21 protein-coding genes and 2 tRNA genes are annotated in these 19,484 nt (G+C 55.6%); all 23 read right to left on the bottom strand.

Annotated elements, in window-relative coordinates:
* Positions 1–28 precede the first annotated feature (28 nt).
* The 23 genes from O3A94_06685 to O3A94_06575 all read right to left on the bottom strand — a co-directional run bounded on the left by O3A94_06685 (position 29) and on the right by O3A94_06575 (position 19,451).
* A complete protein-coding gene (locus O3A94_06685; GenBank protein ID MDA1355938.1) occupies positions 29–571 on the bottom strand; it encodes a DNA-3-methyladenine glycosylase I in 543 nt (180 codons plus the stop codon).
* 4 nt (positions 572–575) lie between these two features.
* Positions 576–809, bottom strand: a complete 234-nt coding sequence (locus O3A94_06680) for a DUF1467 family protein (protein MDA1355937.1) — start codon at positions 807–809, stop codon at positions 576–578.
* A 9-nt stretch (positions 810–818) separates the two neighbouring features.
* Complete coding sequence (mce, locus tag O3A94_06675) at positions 819–1,223, bottom strand: methylmalonyl-CoA epimerase (GenBank protein MDA1355936.1); 405 nt, start codon at positions 1,221–1,223, stop codon at positions 819–821.
* Positions 1,224–1,256: 33 nt separating this feature from the next.
* The gene (locus O3A94_06670; GenBank protein ID MDA1355935.1) at positions 1,257–2,933 is read right to left on the bottom strand and encodes a ribonuclease J; all 1,677 of its coding nucleotides are present in this window, start codon (positions 2,931–2,933) and stop codon (positions 1,257–1,259) included.
* Entirely contained in the window at positions 2,930–3,709 is a 780-nt protein-coding gene (locus O3A94_06665; protein ID MDA1355934.1) for a type III pantothenate kinase, read from the bottom strand. Before O3A94_06665 ends, O3A94_06670 begins: the two co-directional genes overlap by 4 nt.
* Positions 3,710–3,712: 3 nt before the next feature.
* Positions 3,713–4,477: a biotin--[acetyl-CoA-carboxylase] ligase gene (locus tag O3A94_06660; protein MDA1355933.1), complete on the bottom strand. Its 765-nt coding sequence runs from the start codon at positions 4,475–4,477 to the stop codon at positions 3,713–3,715.
* A gap of 13 nt (positions 4,478–4,490) precedes the next feature.
* The gene (nuoN, locus tag O3A94_06655) at positions 4,491–5,954 is read right to left on the bottom strand and encodes an NADH-quinone oxidoreductase subunit NuoN (protein ID MDA1355932.1); all 1,464 of its coding nucleotides are present in this window, start codon (positions 5,952–5,954) and stop codon (positions 4,491–4,493) included.
* Positions 5,955–5,961: 7 nt separating this feature from the next.
* Positions 5,962–7,503 carry an NADH-quinone oxidoreductase subunit M gene (locus O3A94_06650; GenBank protein MDA1355931.1) on the bottom strand — a complete coding sequence of 514 codons (1,542 nt, stop codon included), beginning with the start codon at positions 7,501–7,503 and terminating at the stop codon, positions 5,962–5,964.
* A 4-nt stretch (positions 7,504–7,507) separates the two neighbouring features.
* A complete protein-coding gene (nuoL, locus tag O3A94_06645; protein MDA1355930.1) occupies positions 7,508–9,430 on the bottom strand; it encodes an NADH-quinone oxidoreductase subunit L in 1,923 nt (640 codons plus the stop codon).
* 9 nt (positions 9,431–9,439) lie between these two features.
* The gene (nuoK, locus tag O3A94_06640; GenBank protein ID MDA1355929.1) at positions 9,440–9,748 is read right to left on the bottom strand and encodes an NADH-quinone oxidoreductase subunit NuoK; all 309 of its coding nucleotides are present in this window, start codon (positions 9,746–9,748) and stop codon (positions 9,440–9,442) included.
* On the bottom strand, positions 9,733–10,362 hold the full coding sequence (locus O3A94_06635; protein ID MDA1355928.1) for an NADH-quinone oxidoreductase subunit J: 630 nt from the start codon (positions 10,360–10,362) through the stop codon (positions 9,733–9,735). Before O3A94_06635 ends, nuoK begins: the two co-directional genes overlap by 16 nt.
* Positions 10,363–10,401: 39 nt before the next feature.
* Complete coding sequence (nuoI, locus tag O3A94_06630; GenBank protein ID MDA1355927.1) at positions 10,402–10,890, bottom strand: NADH-quinone oxidoreductase subunit NuoI; 489 nt, start codon at positions 10,888–10,890, stop codon at positions 10,402–10,404.
* Between the two features lie 16 nt (positions 10,891–10,906).
* Complete coding sequence (gene nuoH / locus O3A94_06625; GenBank protein ID MDA1355926.1) at positions 10,907–11,923, bottom strand: NADH-quinone oxidoreductase subunit NuoH; 1,017 nt, start codon at positions 11,921–11,923, stop codon at positions 10,907–10,909.
* A complete protein-coding gene (gene nuoG / locus O3A94_06620; protein ID MDA1355925.1) occupies positions 11,916–13,973 on the bottom strand; it encodes an NADH-quinone oxidoreductase subunit NuoG in 2,058 nt (685 codons plus the stop codon). Before nuoG ends, nuoH begins: the two co-directional genes overlap by 8 nt.
* 12 nt (positions 13,974–13,985) lie before the next feature.
* The gene (nuoF, locus tag O3A94_06615; GenBank protein MDA1355924.1) at positions 13,986–15,290 is read right to left on the bottom strand and encodes an NADH-quinone oxidoreductase subunit NuoF; all 1,305 of its coding nucleotides are present in this window, start codon (positions 15,288–15,290) and stop codon (positions 13,986–13,988) included.
* Positions 15,290–15,880, bottom strand: coding sequence for an NADH-quinone oxidoreductase subunit NuoE (nuoE, locus tag O3A94_06610; GenBank protein MDA1355923.1), 591 nt, complete (start codon positions 15,878–15,880; stop codon positions 15,290–15,292). The genes nuoF and nuoE overlap by 1 nt, the downstream gene beginning before the upstream one ends.
* Positions 15,877–17,055 (bottom strand): NADH-quinone oxidoreductase subunit D, encoded by a 1,179-nt coding sequence (locus O3A94_06605; protein MDA1355922.1) that lies wholly within the window; start codon positions 17,053–17,055, stop codon positions 15,877–15,879. The genes nuoE and O3A94_06605 overlap by 4 nt, the downstream gene beginning before the upstream one ends.
* Positions 17,052–17,681, bottom strand: a complete 630-nt coding sequence (locus O3A94_06600; GenBank protein ID MDA1355921.1) for an NADH-quinone oxidoreductase subunit C — start codon at positions 17,679–17,681, stop codon at positions 17,052–17,054. The genes O3A94_06605 and O3A94_06600 overlap by 4 nt, the downstream gene beginning before the upstream one ends.
* Before the next feature lie 20 nt (positions 17,682–17,701).
* Positions 17,702–18,259, bottom strand: coding sequence for an NADH-quinone oxidoreductase subunit B (locus O3A94_06595; GenBank protein ID MDA1355920.1), 558 nt, complete (start codon positions 18,257–18,259; stop codon positions 17,702–17,704).
* Positions 18,250–18,624, bottom strand: a complete 375-nt coding sequence (locus O3A94_06590; GenBank protein MDA1355919.1) for an NADH-quinone oxidoreductase subunit A — start codon at positions 18,622–18,624, stop codon at positions 18,250–18,252. The genes O3A94_06595 and O3A94_06590 overlap by 10 nt, the downstream gene beginning before the upstream one ends.
* Positions 18,625–18,748: 124 nt before the next feature.
* Positions 18,749–18,825 (bottom strand) — tRNA-Asp (locus O3A94_06585).
* Positions 18,826–18,950: 125 nt separating this feature from the next.
* Positions 18,951–19,026: transfer RNA gene (locus O3A94_06580), tRNA-Val, on the bottom strand.
* A 152-nt stretch (positions 19,027–19,178) separates the two neighbouring features.
* Positions 19,179–19,451 (bottom strand): HU family DNA-binding protein, encoded by a 273-nt coding sequence (locus tag O3A94_06575; protein ID MDA1355918.1) that lies wholly within the window; start codon positions 19,449–19,451, stop codon positions 19,179–19,181.
* Between the last annotated feature and the right edge of the window lie 33 nt (positions 19,452–19,484).

Here is a 19,484-nt window from a genome sequence, read left to right as displayed (position 1 = left end):
AGATTAAGGAAAAAGCCTTAAGCTTCGGTTATTGCGTCTGCATCCAGGGTGGGTTCAATCCCTCGACAACGGCGTACACTGGGCATTCCGGACGGTGCGCGCACGGCAGATATCCGGTACTGACGAGGAATTCGCGCACGATCTCAGGCCCTGTGAACTTGAAATTGGCGCGAAACAATTTAACCCAGCTCTCAAGCTCAGCAGGATGATGCAGATCGAGCCACGCCTTGAATGACCCTTCGTTGGCGCGGATATCAAGCAAGCGGCGGGCATTCTCGATCGCCGCGTTCACCTTGAGGCGGTTGCGAATGATTCCGGCGTCGGCCAGAAGGCGGGCGCGGGCGTTCTCATCATAGGCCGCGACGATGGCAATATCGAAGCCGTCATAGGCGAAGGCAAAATTATCTTTCTTTTTCAGGATTGTCGCCCAAGACAAACCAGCCTGATTAATCTCGAGCACAAGGCGGGCGAACAATTCATTGTCATCTTCGATTGGGAAACCGTATTCCCGGTCGTGATAGGGGCCATGCAACGGATCGCCGAAGGCGGCGTCACAATAGTGCTGCGCCACAATATTACTCCCGTAAGTCGATCCACCCGGACAAAACAATCACAACGACGACGGCGGTTATCACACACCCAATACCGGTCGCAATTGCCGCCTTGATTAACAATCGCGGCTTGTCAGGCGCACCCGATGCGTGCCCGGGCTCGACCTTGTCCGGCGCCTTCACGCCGAAGGGCAGTGCCAAGAACCAACCGAGCCACCAGGAGATAAGAAATACCAGCGCGATGTTTAAGACGCTCATGGCAAATTCCTAAGATTCCTCAAGTTCTATCAACGTACCGCAAAAGTCCTTGGGGTGTAGAAATAGGACAGGCTTGCCATGCGCGCCGGTGCGCGGCTCGCCATCGCCCAGAATGCGCGCACCGCCGGCAACGAGCCGGTCGCGGGCCGCGGCGATATCCGCCACCTCGTAACAGATGTGATGCATCCCGCCACTGGGGTTTTTGTCGAGAAACACCTGAATGGCAGACTTCTTACCCAGCGGATGCAAGAGTTCTATTTTTGTGTTGGACAATTCGACAAACACCGTCGTCACGCCATGCTCCGGCAGGTCCTGTTCGACCGAAACCGTCGCGCCCATCATGTCCCGGTAGAGCGTCCCCGCCGCCGCGAGGTCCGGCACGACGATCGCCACATGGTTCAAACGCCCAATCATGTCTTTTTGCCCACCATCACTCTACGCATCATCTTATACCCGAACGAGCTGCACTTCGATGACCGGTCGTTTGCCGTAGAGCGCCACCAAGGTCCGGCGCACCGCCAGGCGCCCGGCCTCGCGCAGCTTCTCATCAGCATTATCCAGCTTGTCGGAATCGAGCGCCTCTTGCACTGCCTCAACCAGCCCTTTCACCACGACAGCCTCGTTTTCCGCGTCGACGATGCCTTGCCCCTGGATGGCCGGCGGTGCGACCAACCAGCCATCCTTATCAACAACCAGCGAAACGAACACCGCGCCGTCATGCATCAGTCGGCGGCGCGCACCGAAAGCTGTGTGATCCGGTGCGATGAGCCGCGTGCCGTCCACCGCAAGTTTGCCAGAAAATACGGTGCCGATTACTTTCGCCGGCCCCGGTCCGAGGCGCAAAACATCGCCGTCGGATATAACCCAGCTCTCTGGCGTACCGAGTGAGCGCGCCAATTCCGCATGTGCGGTGAGGTGGCGTGCCTCGCCATGGACGGGAACCGAAATTTTCGGCTTCACCCAGCCATACATGCGCCTCAGTTCGTCGCGGCGTGGATGTCCCGAAACGTGGATGTCTTTGTGACCCTTTTCATCGATCACGGTAATTCCGCGGGCCGCCAATTGGCTGTGCAAACGGCTGATGGGCAATTCATTGCCAGGGATGATCTTGGACGTAAAAATCACGCTGTCGCCGGACGAAAGATGAACACGCGGGTGGCCCTGAGCGGCAACTTTTGACATCGCCGCGCGTGGCTCCCCTTGGCACCCAGTGCATAGGTACAGCACCTGCGCGGGATGAAGTTCGGCGCCTTCTTTGTCACTGAGCAGGCGCATATCTGAATCGAAATACCCGGTCGCCTGTGCTGCCCTTGCGTATTTCCAGAGCGAGCGCCCAACCAGCACCAATTCACGCCCATTGGCCTCTGCCGCCATCGCAACGCTTTGCATACGCGCAACATTGGATGCAAATTGGGTTACCGCAACACCGCGCTCGCAAGTGGATATCAATTCGATCAATTTCTTCCTGACCGTCCCCTCGGAGCCGCTTTCGCCTTCCGATAGGGCGTTCGTCGAATCGCAAACCATGGCGAGCACGCCTTCATCGCCAATATTCCGCAGCGTCGTTTCATCCGTGAGTTCGCCGACCAGAGGTTCCGGATCGAGTTTCCAGTCGCCTGTGTGTAGTACGACGCCCTCGGGCGTGCGTAGGATGAGGGAATTGGATTCCGGAATGGAATGTGTGACCGATACATATTCCACCGCGAATGGACCAAGGTCGAATTTAGCGCGCAGCGGTATTTCATTGAGTGGAACTTTTTTTATCAATCCGGCTTCCCGCAGTTTTTCGCGCAGGATGGCAGCCGTGAATGGCGTAGCATAAACGGGACAACGTAGTTGCGGCCAGAGATAGGCGACCGCGCCGAGATGGTCCTCATGTGCATGGGTTAACAAAATGGCGAGCAGATTGTCCCTATGCTTTTCGATAAAAGAGATGTTCGGCACCAGGATATCGACCCCCGGCAAGGTGTCGCCGGCGAAGGAAATGCCGAGATCAACCATCAGCCATTTACCGCGGCAAGCGTAGAGGCTGAGATTCATGCCGATCTCACCGGTTCCGCCTAGCGGCAGGAAATGGAGCGCCTCAGAATCGATGATCGGCCCGGACGCGACGGGTATACTCATGCACTGTCTCGCCGGTTGCGACTAAAGATTTCTAGAAGGCCGCGAATTGTGAGATCTGGATCGGTTTTGTCGATGGCCGAAGTGCCGTCGGAAAACAAACTCGCCAGCCCACCCGTGGCGACCACTTGCATCGGCCGGCCATATTCTTCCTTCATGCGCTGAACGATGCCTTCGATCAAACCGATGTACCCCCAATAGATTCCCGATTGCATCGCCGGAACCGTTGATTTGGCGATGACTTTGTCGGGGCGACTAACCGCGATTCTCGGTAGTTGCGCGGCGGCCCGGTGCAGTGATTCGAGTGATAGATTGATCCCCGGCGCGATGATGCCGCCTTCATAGGAGCCGTCTTCATTGATCGCATCGAACGTGGTCGCGGTGCCGAAATCAATAATGATCAGGGGGCCGGAATAGTGCTTTTGTGCGCCGACTGCATTAACCAGTCTGTCGGCGCCGACTTCGCCCGGCTGTGCGACATGAACGTCGATGCCAAGTTCGATGCCCGGCTCGCCGACAACCAGGGGCGTGCAACCACAATATTCTTCGCACAATAATTTCAGAGCGCTCAAACATTGCGGAACTACTGTCGACAGGACGACATGATCAATATCATCAAGGTCCAATTTTTGGCGAGCCATGAGTTGGCTGAACCAAACGGCGTGTTCGTCGGCGGTACGCTGTGCGTTCGTCGCCGCGCGCCATTGGCCGCGCATCGTGTCCCCGTCGAACACCGCAAACACAGTATTGGTATTGCCCACATCGATGGCCAGAAGCATAACTTAGCCACTCCCCTCGAAAGTTACCTCGCCGGCAGTGAACAACTGCTCCGCACAGCCATCTCCCTTCAACCGCAAGGCCCCACTTTCATCAATGCCGATGAACAAGCCACTATGGTCTGCGCCCTCCAGTTTGAAGTGCGCCGCCTTGCCCAGTCCATACGCGTGTTTTAGCCAAGCATTGCGAACGGCTTCAAATCCGCCCTGAAACCACTCTCTCCGCCGCTTCGCAAAAGCAGTTGCGAGAGTTTCAAGGGCGGAAGATACCTCTATCGCGCCGGCACCCTCCGCAGAAAGATTAGTCGCCGGGTGGCGACCGCCGATATCGGGATGGTGGCGCAAATTAACGCCGATGCCGAGAACTAGCCAGTCAACGATACCGCCTCCCGCCGTCGAAGACTCAAGAAGTATTCCGGAAATTTTCCGCCCCCCTACCAACACATCGTTTGGCCACTTGCACGCAATGGAGTCGCAATTGTCTAAGAATGTGGTCAGCATATCGCGGACCGCCAGAGCGGCAACAAATGTCAATTGCGCCGCCTGCAACGGCGCGCAATCCGGGCGGAGAACGAATGACGTATATAGGTTACCGGGATCAGACATCCACACTCGGCCGCGCCGCCCTCTGCCGGCTGTTTGGCTGTGCGCCCAAACGAGTGTTCCGTCGGCAACGCCTGAGCAGGCCAGGCGCTTAGCCTCCTCGTTGGTGCTGTCGACCTCATCCATTTCTACCAACCGGAATTCATCCGGCAGCCGCAACGTTCTCATTTCAGCCTCGCTATCAGGGAAATAGCAGTGCTGCGGCGGCCTGCGCGCCCTCCAAAACGGGCGTAGGATAAGCGAAAAAGAACATCGTGATAACGCCCGTACCGAGTAGGACGCTGGATAGTTCCGCTCCTATCGGTTTATCGAAGCTTTCGACTGGTTTATCGAAATACATCACTTTAACGATACGGATGTAGTAGTAGGCGCCCACCGCGCTGGTGAGCACACCGATAACCGCGAGCCCGTACATGCCCTCCTCTATGGCGGCCAGGAAGACATAGAGCTTTCCAAAAAAGCCCGCCAAGGGCGGAATTCCCGCCATCGAGAACATAAATATTGCCATCGCCAACGCGATAGCTGGGTTGGTTTTGGAAAGGCCAGAAAGGTCTTCGATTCGCTCTAGCATCTGACCGCGCCGGCGCATGGCGAGAATGCAAGCAAACGTACCGAGCGACATGACCATATATATCGCCAAATAGATCAGAACGCCGCGCACACCTTCCGGTGTCCCGGCGGCAAGCCCGACCAGCGCATATCCGATATGACCGATCGAGCTGTAGGCGATAAGGCGTTTGATATTTTTCTGGCCGATCGCCGCAAACGCCCCGAGCGCCATCGACGCAATGGAAATGAAAACGATGATCTGGTCCCACTGCGCCATCAAATCGTGAAACGGCCCGAGCAAGACGCGTAGAAACAGCGCCATCGCCGCAATTTTAGGCGCAGCGGCGAAGAAAGCTGTGACCGGCGTCGGCGCGCCTTCATAAACATCCGGCGTCCACATATGGAACGGTACTGCGGATACTTTGAAAGCGAGTGCTGCGGCGATAAAGACCACTCCGATCAAAATACCGATCGGCGCGGCGCCATGCGCATCGGCACCTTGGTGACCGATCGCGATGGCGATTTCGTCGAAACCTGTAAAGCCAGTAAAGCCATAGACCATGGAACAGCCATAAAGCAGCATCCCCGAAGAGAGCGCGCCGAGCACGAAATATTTAAGGCCGGCTTCGCTGGAGCGCAGGGAATCACGCCGGAACGCGGCGACGATGTAAAGCGATAGGCTCTGCAATTCGAGGCCAACATAAAGCGCGATAAGGTCGTTTGCCGAAATCATCAGCAACATGCCAAGCGTCGCGAACAGGATCAGAATGGGGAACTCGAAGCGATTCATACCTTCGCGCTTCACGTATCCCATGCCCATGATCAGAGTCACCGCAGCGCCAATCAGCACCAAGCATTTCATGAATATGGAGAAACTATCGCTCACAAACATCCCGAAAAATGTAGTGCTATGGGCATGCGAACCGACGAGCACCATGACGAACGCCGCGCCCATAGCGACGACGCACAGCCAGGTGAGCAAATTGGTCGACCGGTTGCCAAGAAAAACGCCGACCATAAGAAGAACGAGGGATACCGCCGCGAGAAACATTTCCGGCAAGGCGGCCAAATAATCCGGTGTAATAAATTCGGCCATAGCCTACCTACCTCAACACTCTGGCCAGCACGTCGGGCAAGAGATCGGCGACAACGTCAGCGCCACCCGCGCGCGCCATCTGTGTTTGCGCGACCAAATTTTCTACCGAGACATGCAGGACATCGAGGAACGGCTTGGGATAAATACCCATGAATAGAGCCAACACAACGAGCGGTGCGAAAAATCCGATTTCACGCACGTTCAAGTCCTTAATCGACTTCAAGTTTTCCTTCGTCAATTCACCGAAAATTACACGGCGATAGAGCCAAAGCATATAGGCGGCGCCGAGAATGACGCCGGTCAGCCCCAACATGGCGACCCAGGTATTGACCTGGAAGACGCCGACAAAGATCAAAAATTCGCCAACAAAACCGCTTGTCGCCGGAAGTCCTATCGAAGCGAGCATGATCACCATAAATACGAAAGCATACACCGGCATGCGGTGAACGAGCCCACCATAGGATGCAATCTCGCGCGAGTGCACACGGTCATAAACCACACCGACGATGAGGAACAATGCCGCCGAGACCACACCGTGACTAAGCATTTGAAAAATTCCGCCTTCGATGCCCTGGCCGTTGAAGGTGAACAGGCCGATCGTGACAATTCCCATATGGGCGACCGAGGAATATGCGATCAGTTTCTTCATGTCCTGTTGCATGAGGGCAACCAAGGACGTGTAAATCACCCCAACGACGGATAGCGAGAACACGAAGGGCACGAAAAATTCGCTGGCATCCGGGAACATGGGCAGCGAGAAACGTAAAAATCCGTAGCCGCCCATCTTCAGCATAATCCCGGCGAGGATTACCGAGCCTGCCGTTGGCGCCTCGACATGGGCATCAGGCAACCAGGTATGAAACGGCCACATCGGCAGTTTGACGGCGAACGATGCGAACAGGGCAAGCCAGAGCCAAGTCTGTACCGCCGGCGCCCAGACCTCGTTCATCAAGGCCGGGATGTCAGTCGTACCGGCTTGGAAATACATGAACAAGATGGCGAGTAGAAACAACACCGAGCCCACCAAGGTATAAAGAAAAAATTTGTACGCCGAATAAACACGCCGCGCGCCGCCCCAGATACCGATGATCAGGAACATCGGTATGAGCTGCCCCTCAAAGAAGATGTAGAACATCAACATATCGAGAGAAGAGAACACGCCGATCATCATCGTTTCTAAAACCAGAAACGCGATCATGTATTCACGTACTCGGGTCTTCACTGCTTCCCAGCACGAGATAATGCAGATAGGCACCAAGAACGTTGTCAGCAAAAGAAAAAATACCGAGATTCCATCGACGCCGAGATGATAGCCAATGCCGAACTCAGGCAGCCATGGCGCATACTCCTCAAACTGGAATTGCGCCGTCGTCGTGTCGAAGTCGGCGATGAGCAACACAGAAATCGCGAACGCTACAATGCTGGTCCACAATGCCACATGGCGGGAATTGCGCGCGATCGTCGCTTCATCACCGCGGATGAGAAGTATGAAAGCCGCTCCGAGCAGCGGCAGGAAAGTGACGGTAGAAAGGATGGGCCAATCGGTCATGTCATCATCCCAGAATAAGAAACCAGGTGATGATGACGGCCACACCGACCAACATCAGAAAAGCGTAGTGATAGACATATCCGCTCTGCAGCTTGACGACGCGTCGGGCAATGGCGGCAGCCGCTGCCGCAACGCCGTCGGGGCCGATTCCGTCGATGACGCCGCCGTCGCCTTGTTTCCACAAACCATAGCCAAGATATTTGGTCGGGCGGACGAACGCCCAATCATAGAACTCATCGAAATACCATTTGTTGTAAGAGAACAAATAGAGTGGCCGCAGGCGCTGCGCTATCACACCAGGCAGGTGCGGCTTGGCCATGTAGAGAAAATAGGCAGCCAAGATACCGATAACCGCAACGATTGTCGGCAATGCCTTGACCCAGAAATCAACATGATGCGCACTCTCAAGAGCATGGTGATGCGGCAACACAAGTATTGAGGTGCCCCAGAAATCCGAATGTGATCCCACCATCGGCATCAACAAATAACCAGAAACGATCGCGCCGACGGCTAAAAGAATGAGTGGCACAGTCATGATCGGCGGCGATTCATGAACATGCGCCATAACTTTTTCGTCAGCTCGCGGCTTGCCATGGAAGGTAAGGATGATGAGGCGCCAGGAATAGAGCGCCGTCAGCACAGCGGCGGCAATACCAGCGGCATAGGCGTAATAACCCAAACCAGTTGCCGCCGCAAAGGCGGATTCGAGGATCACATCCTTGGAGAAGAATCCTGAGAAAAACGGTATACCCGCCAGCGCTAAGCTGCCGATCCACATGAGCAAGTAAGTCAACGGGATGGCTTTCCAGATACCGCCCATTTTGCGCATGTCTTGCTCGTCGGACATGGCATGGATTACCGAGCCGGCGCCCAAAAAAAGAAGCGCCTTAAAGAAAGCATGCGTGGTCAGATGGAACATGCCCGCCGAATAAGCCGATACACCGCAGGCAAAGAACATGTAGCCAAGCTGACTACAGGTCGAATAGGCGATCACCCGTTTGATGTCGGTTTGGGTGATCGCAATTGTCGCGGCAAATATCGCCGTCGTGGCGCCGACAACGGTGACGACGGCGAGTGCGATCGGCGCATATTCGAATAGAGGCGAACATCGCGCAACCAAGAAGACCCCAGCGGTTACCATAGTCGCCGCATGAATGAGAGCCGATACCGGCGTCGGACCCTCCATCGCATCGGGCAACCAAGTATGGAGCAAAAATTGCGCCGACTTTCCCATGGCGCCGACGAACAGCAGAATGCAGATGACCGTCAGAGCATCGAAATTGTGGCCGAGGAAATCGAACTCTGAGCCGGCTAGGTTGGGCGCGGCGGCGAAAACGGTATCAAAACTGACAGATCCGAAGGTTTGGTAAATCGCCAGGATTCCGAGACCGAATCCGAAATCGCCAACGCGATTAACGACGAACGCCTTGATCGCTGCCGCATTTGCGGCCGGCCGCTTATACCAAAATCCGATTAGCAGATATGAAACCAGGCCAACTCCCTCCCAGCCGAAATAAAGCTGGAGGAAATTATCTGCCGTAACGAGCGCCAACATGAAAAAAGTGAACAGCGACAGATACGCGAAAAACCGCGGAATGTGTGGATCATGTGCCATGTATCCGATCGAGTAGACATGGATCAGGAACGACACAATCGAAACGGTGAAGACCATCATCGCCGTCAATTCGTCGATGCGGAGCGCCCAATCGACCACGAAACTGCCCGAGGTCATCCAGTTGAAAAGGTATATCTGCTGAACTTCGCCTTGCATCACCACATTGTTAAAAACGAATATCGACGCCAGCGCCGCCAAACCCATCGCCCCGCAGGAGATGTACTGCGACGCTCGATCGCCAAGCACGCGGCCGAACAGGCCAGTGATTGCTGCGCCGATTAGCGGCAGAAAAACGGGAGCAATATAAAGCAGCACGAGGGTTTAGCCCTTCATCACATTAACGTCTTCAACCGCGATGGAGCCGCGGTTGCGGAAATAGACAACCAGTATGGCAAGACCGATGGCCGCTTCGGCTGCCGCCACTGTGAGGACCAGCATGGCGAACACCTGACCCGCCATGTCATTTAGGAAAACCGAGAATGCGACGAAATTAATATTGACGGCAAGCAGCATCAACTCGATCGACATCAAAATGATGATGACGTTCTTGCGATTGAGAAATATGCCGAACACGCCAAGCGTGAAAAGTATCGCGGCCACGGTCAGATAATGGGTCAGTCCGATTTCCATGACCCCTCCTCGCCTGATTTAATGTCTTTGAGAACCACCGCCACTTTTGGGTCGCGCGCCACCTGATCGGCGATTTTCTGGCGCCGGACTTCGACCCGCCGCCGATGGGTCAACACAATGGCGCCGACCATGGCGACCAACAAAATAAATCCAGCGCCCTGGAACAAATAGGCATAGCGGGTATAGAGAATATTGCCCAACGCCCGCGTGTTGCTCACTTCCTCTGCCGGCGGCATAGCCACCGCAACAATATCTGGAACGTGGATGTCGACGGCGCCGGTAGCAAACACCAAGATGAGTTCGGCTAACAGAATGATTCCGACAATGGCGCCAATCGGCAAATATTGCAGGAATCCCGCACGCAGCTCGGAGAAATTAATATCGAGCATCATCACGACGAACAGGAACAACACAGCCACCGCGCCGACATAGACAATGATCAATATCATGGCGAGGAATTCAGCGCCCAACAGCACAAACAGGCCAGCTGAATTGAAAAATGCCAGAATCAGGAAAAGCACGGACTGTACTGGATTGCGCGAGGCAATAACCATCACCCCCGCGGCGACGGTCACCACGGAAAGAAGGTAAAAGACTATTGTCTCGATAATCATGAATTCATTCGATTTCTCGGCTTCAGCCGCCGATGTTCCTCAACGATACGGTGCTTCAGACGCCAGGTTCGCTGCGATTTCGCTCTCCCAGCGCTCACCATTGTCCAAAAGTTTCTGTTTGTTGTAGAGCAGTTCCTCGCGCGTCTCGGCGGCGAATTCGAAATTCGGCCCCTCGACGATGGCGTCCACCGGACAGGCTTCCTGGCAAAAGCCGCAATAAATGCATTTGACCATATCGATGTCGTAGCGAGTCGTGCGGCGGCTGCCGTCGCCGCGCGGCTCAGCCTCGATGGTAATCGCCTGCGCCGGGCAAATCGCTTCGCACAGTTTGCAGGCAATGCAGCGCTCCTCGCCGTTCGAATAGCGCCGAAGTGCGTGCTCGCCACGAAAGCGCGCGCTGATCGGCCCTCTTTCATAGGGGTAGTTGACGGTCGCCTTGGGACTAAACATCTGGCGAAAGGTGATGGTCATACCCTTCAATAGTTCGGTCAACAATAGAGACTTCACCGATTGCTCTATGAACGACATGATTAACCTTTCCTGCTCATTGCGGCATCCATCCAAACAAGTGCATGGCGCCGGCGGTGATGACCACCCAGGCTAGAGACGCGGGCAGAAAGACCTTCCAGCCCAAGCGCATGAGTTGGTCATAACGATAGCGCGGCATTGTCGCCCGCACCCAAGTGAAGAGAAAGATCACAAAAGCCGTTTTGGCGATAAACCAGACGACACCTGGAATCCATATGAAGGGTTCGACATGGAACGGCGGCAACCAGCCGCCGAGAAACAGAATGACGCAAAGTCCGCTCAACAAAACGATGTTGGCGTATTCGCCGAGCATGAACAGCCCCCAGGTCATGGCCGAATATTCGACCTGATAACCGGCCACCAATTCGCCTTCCGCTTCGGGCAAATCGAACGGCGTCCGGTTGGTCTCGGCTAGGGCTGAAATGAAATAGATGATGAACATTGGCGCCAACGGAATGAAGAACCAGAGGCCTTTTTGTGCTTCTACGATGTCGCTCAAATTCAATGAGCCAGCCACGAGCATCACGGTGACTAAGACGAAGCCGATCGATACCTCGTAGGAAACCATCTGGGCGGCCGACCGCAAGGCACCGAGGAAACCATACTTCGAGTTACTCGCCCACCCGGCGATGATGATGCCGTACACGCCAAGTGAGGACACGGCAAACAGATAAAGTATGCCGACATTGATATCGGCCAGAACCAGATGGGTATCGAACGGAATGACGGCCCAGCCGATGAGACCAAGGGCAAACATAATCATCGGCGCCATGATGAAGAGAACGCGATTGGCGCCGGTCGGAATAATGGTTTCCTTCATCAGCAGTTTCAGGCCATCGGCCAACGGCTGGAACAGCCCAAACGGCCCCACTACGTTTGGCCCTTTGCGGTATTGCATGGCCGCCCAAACCTTGCGCTCGCCGTACGTGACCAGCGCGACGACGAGCAAGATCGGCACGACGATCGCCGCGATATAGCCGACGATCAACAGCAGCGGCAAGATATAGTCCGCCCAGAAGTTAGACTCAGCCATCGGTACCGGTCTTCTGCGCGCCGGCAACAAACAGCGCGCTGCACTCGGCCATGGTGTCTGATGCCCGTGAGATCACATCGGTCGTATAAAAATCACTAACCGGGTTAGCAAACGCATCGCCCGACATATCGCCCGGCGCTCCAAAGTCCCGCCATTCGGCCGCAGTGATGCTGTTTGCGGCGCCAAAGGACGGAGCGATCTTGGTCATGCGCGCCCGCACCGCATCGAGCGTATCGTAAGGTAATGTCGTACCGGTCAATTCCGAGAAGGCGCGGAGAATCGTCCAATCTTCCCGAGCTTCACCAGGGGGATGGACCGCCCGATAGGTCCGTTGCACGCGCCCTTCCAAATTCACGTAGGTCGCATTTTTCTCGGTGTAGGCAGCGCCGGGCAAAACCACATCCGCTGCCGCCGCACCGGCGTCCCCGTGATGTCCTTGATATACAACGAACGCGTTGTTCAATCGCGCCATTTCGATTTCGTCTGATCCGAGCAGCCAAACGAATTTGACAGCGTCGCTCTCTGCGCCTTCGAGAATAGCGGCGACATCACGTCCGCCCCCACTCGGCACAAAACCGAGATCAAGGCCGCCAACCCGCGAAGCCGCACGGTGCAAGACGTTAAAGCCGTTCCAACCCTCGCGCACCATGGCATATTTTTCCGCCACTGCACGGGCGGCGGCCAAAATAGCGGCGCCATCTCGGCGCGCCACCGCGCCCGACCCGACAATGAGCATGGGCCACTCCGCCGCTTCGAGCACTTGGCAAAACTCGTGATTTCCGGCGGCGATTTGACTAAGCGTTTCTGGCCCGGCGCCAAGATGATCATAGGGATAGGTGAGATCTCGGCGCGGGCCAATGACACCGGTCTTGAGCCCACCTTGCCGCCAGCGCTTGCGGATTCTGGCATTGACCAGGGAGGCCTCCCAGCGCAAATCGGCGCCAATTACCAAGATTGCATCGGCGTCTTCGATTTGAGCGATCGTCGTATTGAACAGGTAGCCGGCGCGCGCGCTGCTGAGCTTGGCGCCATCTTGGCGGCAATCAATATTCTGCGAGCCCAAATCGCCCATCAAATCTTTGAGTGCCGTCATCGCCTCGCAATCGGCGAGGTCACCGGCAATGGCGGCGATCTGATCTCCGGCAAGACCGTGAAGCGCCTTCTGTATTGCGTCAAACGCTTGTGGCCAATCCGCCTCTTCTAGCTTTCCGTCTTTACGCACGTAACAACGATCGAGGCGGCGCTTCTTGAGGCCATCGCAGGCGAAACGGGTTTTGTCGGAAATCCACTCCTCGTTCACGTCTTCGTTGAGGCGAGGGACGATGCGCATGACTTCACCGCCGCGCGCATCGATCCGAATATTGGAGCCAACGGCGTCAAGCACATCGATGCTCTCTGTCTTGCGCAATTCCCACGAGCGAGCGGTAAAAGCGTAGGGCTTGGACGTCAACGCGCCCACCGGGCATAAATCAATCATGTTGCCCGACAGCTCGGAAGAAACCGCCTTCCCTACATAGGTGCCGATTTCCATATGTTCGCCGCGGAACACTGCACCGAATTCTTCGACCCCGGCAATTTCATCGGCGAAACGGATGCATCGCGTGCAATGAATGCAGCGTGTCATGATGGTTTCGACCAGCGGCCCGATATCTTTGTCCTTAACCGCCCGTTTGTGCTCATCGAAACGGCTGAAATGGCGGCCATATGCCATAGCCTGATCTTGCAAGTCGCACTCGCCGCCCTGATCGCAAATGGGGCAGTCCAGCGGATGATTGATGAGCAGGAACTCCATCACCCCTTCGCGCGCCTTTTTGACCTCTGGCGTATTGGTGTGAATCACCATTCCCTCGCCCGCCGGCATCGCGCAGGAAGCGATGGGTTTAGGAGATCTTTCCATGATGACCAGACACATGCGACAATTTCCGGCAATCGACAGGCGGTCGTGGTAACAGAAACGCGGCACCTCTGCGCCAACCTGCTCGCAAGCCTGCAGGACCGTTGAGCCGTCCGCGACTTCAACTTCAACGCCGTCGATTGTTAGTTTCGGCATAGTCCAAATTCCTCACGCGGCTTTCGGTGCGCCGGCATCGGTCGGGATGCCATGGCGCGCCAGAATGCGCTGTTCCATTTCGCCGCGAAAATGCCGGATCAGGCCTTGGACCGGCCACGCTGCGGCGTCTCCGAGCGCGCAAATTGTATGGCCTTCGATCTGACCCACCACATCCCAGAGAAGATCGATATCCTTCACCGATGCTTCGCCCGTGACCATCCGCTGCATCATGCGATAAACCCATCCGGTACCTTCGCGGCAGGGCGTGCACTGGCCGCAACTTTCGTGCATATAAAAATGTGAAAGCCGGGATATCGCCTCAACCACATCTGTCGATTTGTCCATAACGATGACGGCCGCCGTGCCAAGACCCGATTTTTGGGCAACCAGCGAATCAAAATCCATCAGCACGTCATCGCAAATAGATTTCGGCAACAATGGCACCGAGGCGCCGCCGGGAATTACCGCCAACAAATTGTCCCAACCGCCGCGCACACCACCGGCATGTTTCTCGATAAGCTCGCGCAGCGGAATTCCCATCTCTTCTTCAACATTGCAGGGCTGGTTCACATGCCCCGAAATGCAGAATAGTTTGGTTCCGCTATTCTTTGGTCTGCCCAACCCTGCGAACCACTCCGGGCCGCGCCTTAGTATGGTTGGGATAACTGCGAGGGTTTCAACATTGTTAACCGTGGAGGGGCAACCATAAAGACCGGCACCGGCCGGAAACGGCGGCTTCAAACGCGGCTTACCTGGCTTGCCTTCGAGGCTTTCCAGCAAGCCGGTTTCCTCACCGCAGATATAGGCGCCGGCGCCGCGGTGTAAATAAAGGTCGAAATCCCATCCTGAACCTGAAGCATTCTTGCCGATCAATCCGGCGTCATACGCCTCATCGATCGCGGTCTGCAAATTCTCGGCCTCGCGATAAAACTCACCGCGAATGTAGATGTAGCCGGCGTTGGCGCGCATGGCGAAGGCGGAGAGCAAACAACCCTCTATGAGAAGATGCGGATCGTGACGCATGATGTCCCGGTCCTTGCAAGTCCCGGGCTCGGATTCGTCGGCATTGACGATCAAGTAATGCGGCCGCCTCGGATCTGGCTCTTTGGGCATGAAAGAGAATTTGAGACCAGTCGGGAAACCCGCACCGCCCCGACCACGCAATCCAGATTCCTTGACTTGATCGACGACCCATTCGTGGCCCTTGCCAATAAGAGTGCTGGTGCCGTCCCACGCGCCGCGCTTGCGCGCGCCGCCGAGGCGCCAATCATGGGCACCGTAAAGATTGGTAAAGATGCGGTTTGAATCATTCAGCATCACGCAGTCCCGCCATCCAGCAATGTGGTCAAGCCGGTCGTCGGCGCCGAAGTCTGTCGCCCGGTTTGCGAACCCGCCGATGGCTGCTCGCCGCGCCGCAACATGGCGAGAATTTCAATCATCCGCGCGGCCGAAAGATCCTCATAGAAATCATCGTTGATCTGCACCATAGGCGCATTCACACAAGCGCCGAGACACTCCACTTCTACCAGCGTGAACATGCCGTCTTCCGTGGATTCGCCGATGCCTATACCCAATTCATTCGTACAGGCGTCGCGCAAATCGTCTGAGCCGCGTAGCCAACAGGGCGTCGTGCGGCACAGTTGGATCAGATGTTTCCCGACTGGGTTGAGGTTCACCATTGTGTAGAAAGTCGCGACTTCATAAACGCGAATTTCGGCCATATCCAGAAAATCGGCGATATAGACCATGGCTTCGCGCGACACCCAGCCACCATTCTGACGCTGCGCAAGATCTAAGAGCGGCAGCACCGCACTCGCCTGGCGGCCCTCAGGATATTTCGCGATATGCGCGTTCGCGAGTTCAAGATTCTCGGGCGAGAATTCGAACTTCCGACTCTCTCCATTCATCGGTCGATCTCCCCGAAAACGATATCCATACTGGCCAAATTAGCCACGGCATCGGCCAACATATGACCCCGGCTGACATAATCGAGCGCCTGTAGATGAGCAAATCCAGGCGCTCTGATCTTGCACCGATAAGGCTTGTTGCTACCGTCAGACACCAAATAAACACCGAACTCGCCCTTCGGTGCCTCGACGGCGGCGTAGGCCTCGCCCGCCGGCACGTGATAACCCTCGGTAAAGAGTTTGAAGTGATGGATCAGAGCCTCCATCGAATTTTTCATCTCGCTGCGGGTCGGCGGGCTGATCTTGTTATCCGCGACCTTCACCGGACCCTCGGGCATGCGCGCGAGGCACTGATCAATGATTTTCACACTTTCGCGCATCTCTTCCATCCGCACCAAATAACGCTCATAGCAATCGCCGCTGGTACCGACGGGTACGGAAAACTCGAGTTCGTCATAAACTTCGTAAGGCTGATTGCGACGCAAATCCCAAGTTACGCCGGAAGCCCGCAACATCGGGCCGGTAAAGCCCCAGTCAAGCGCCTCCGCTGGGCTGGTCGAGCCGATGTCGACGGTACGCTGTTTAAAAATTCGGTTTTCGGTAATCAAGTTTTCGATATCGTCGATGATCTTAGGGAATTTATTGTTCCACAAGCCGATGTCGCGCAGCAGGTCCGGCGGCAAATCGCTGGTCACACCGCCAGGGCGGAAATATGCGGCATGCATCCTCGCCCCCGACGCGCGCTCATAGAATTCCATTAAAACTTCGCGCTCTTCAAAGGCCCAAAAGAATGGCGTAAACGCGCCAATATCCAGAATCATCGTCGAGATATTGAGAAGATGATTGGTGATACGTCCGATTTCGCTATAGAGCACGCGAATATATTGGGCGCGCAGAGGCGCTTCGATGCCGAGCAAACGCTCCACCACCAATGCGAACGCGTGCTCCTGATTCATCGGCGCCACATAATCCAAGCGATCAAAATAAGGTACCGCCTGCAGATAGGTCTTATGCTCGATCAGTTTTTCCGTGCCGCGGTGCAGCAATCCGATATGCGGGTCCGCCCGCTCTACGACCTCGCCATCCATTTCGAGAACGAGGCGCAGCACACCATGCGCCGCCGGATGTTGCGGGCCAAAATTGAGCGTCATATTCTTGATGCGATGTTCGCTCATGCCCCCCCGCCGTCGCCTCCTGGATTTCCGGCTTTTTCGTCTCCCGGCAAAATATATTCTGCGCCTTCCCACGGGCTCATGAAATCGAAGCTGCGATATTCCTGGGTCAGCTTGACCGGCTCGTAGACGACGCGCTTTTGCTCGTCGTCATAGCGCAGCTCGACATAACCCGTTAGCGGAAAATCCTTACGCAGTGGATGGCCCTCAAAGCCATAATCCGTAAGCAGACGGCGCAAATCCGGATGATCGGTGACATAGATGCCGAATAAGTCCCACACTTCACGCTCGAACCAACCGGCAGTACTGTAAAGCGCCGACACGGAAGGGACCGAGCCCTCTTCGTCAACGCCCGCCTTGACGCGAATGCGCATGTTATTGCTGACGCTAAGCAGATGGTAAACCACGTCAAAACGCGGGTCGCGCTGCGGATAATCGACGCCACATATGTCGATCAACATCTCGAAGCGGCATGCACTGTCGTCACGCAGAAATTTGATTATGCGCTCTACTGACGCGACGCGAATTTCGAGAGTCAGTTCGCCATGCACGATCTTGGACGACTGAATATAATCGCCAAGTGTCGCGTCAAGATGTGCTGCGAGTTCTTTCAGCGCCTGTTGATTCATGGTCTTTAAATTCGCGGGCTCTAGCGCGCGATCGTTCCGGTGCGCCGAATTTTACGCTGAAGCTGCATGATGCCGTAGAGAAGCGCTTCGGCTGTAGGCGGGCAACCAGGCACATACACGTCGACCGGCACAATCCGATCACATCCGCGTACGACAGAATAAGAATAGTGGTAGTACCCGCCGCCATTGGCGCAGCTGCCCATGGAGATGACATAGCGCGGCTCAGGCATCTGGTCGTATACCTTGCGAAATGCTGGCGCCATTTTGTTGCACAAGGTGCCGGCAACGATCATCACGTCGGATTGACGCGGGCTGGCGCGGGGGATCATGCCCAAACGGTCGATGTCATAGCGCGCGGCGATCACTTGCATAAACTCGACGCCGCAGCAGGCAAGACCGAAGCTCATCGGCCACAAAGAACCCGTGCGCGCCCAATTGATGAGACGATCGAGCTTGGCAACAACAAAGCCCTTATCGCCGAGCTCGTCGGTTACGAGCTTCAGCGCGGCAGTCTGTGCCTCGCCAGGAGGAATCGGGGCATCAGCCAAATGCGGCGTGCGGTCACTGCTCAATCCCATTCCAAAGCGCCTTTCTTCCATTCGTAGATAAAACCAATGGTCAGGATGCCCAGGAAAATCACCATCGACCAAAATCCGTAAAGGCCAATATCCTTGAATGAGACCGCCCACGGAAACAAGAAGGCAACTTCCAGGTCGAAAATGATGAATAAAATGGCGACCAAATAGAAACGCACATCGAAGCGCCCACGCGCATCGTCAAACGCGTCGAAACCGCATTCATAGGCTGATACTTTATCCGCGTCGGGGTTTTGCGGTGCGGCAATATAGGACGCGGCAATCGCGCCCATTGCGATGACCGCGGCAATCCCCAGAAATATCAAGATCGGTAGATATTCGAGCAAGAATGATTGAGATGCGATCATTGAGCGGTGTCACCATCCATTATTCTTAACTTTCCCCGGAAGCCGCAAAACAAACACATCGTCCAAAGGCGCCAACTATATCGTCTGACCGGCCCCGCATGCTCCGCGGGGGAATCCGATAAGATGGCGGGAGTGACGGGACTTGAACCCGCGACCTCCGGCGTGACAGGCCGGCGCTCTAACCAACTGAGCTACACCCCCGAATTACGGAAAGTCGCTAAAAACCGCGCCGAACCGGGCGGTTTTGTTTAATGCAGTGCGCAAGCCCGGTCAAGGCAATTGCCCTTGTCTCCTATGAGTTTCCTGCGCGATCCCTGGCTCAAATTTGGTGGGCGATGACGGGCTCGAACCGCCGACTTTCTCGGTGTAAACGAGACGCTCTTCCAGCTGAGCTAATCGCCCCCTGACTGGATACGGACAGAACATAGCATCGTAACGGCCTCGCCGTTTCGATTCTTTTGAATTCAAGTAAATATAGTCGGACTTGCCAGGCCAAAATAATTGACGCCGGCCACCAAATTGGCCGGCGTCCGGTAAGCTATCGACACAGATGCTTAGTTGACTGCCTCTTTCAGAGCCTTGCCCGCTTTGAATTTTGGCTGATTTGAAGCGGGGATTTGGATTGCCTCGCCGGTTCTCGGGTTGCGTCCTGTCGTCGCTTTTCTTTTGACGACACTGAAAGACCCAAATCCAACCAAGCGTACTTCTTCTCCGCCCTTTAAAGAATTGGTGATTGCGTCGAAAACCCCTTCCACCGCCCGTGCGGCATCAGCGCTCGACATGTCCGTTGCGTCAGCGACGGATTTAACCAGATCGTTCTTATTCACTCTCAGCCCCCATGATTAATCGTAGATAAATTG

The sequence above is a fragment of the Pseudomonadota bacterium genome (assembly GCA_027624955.1).
In the GTDB taxonomy this organism is placed as follows: Bacteria; Pseudomonadota; Alphaproteobacteria; order UBA828; family UBA828; genus PTKB01.
Note: the sequence above shows the minus strand (reverse complement) of the source record. Positions and strands in the feature narration are given on the sequence as shown.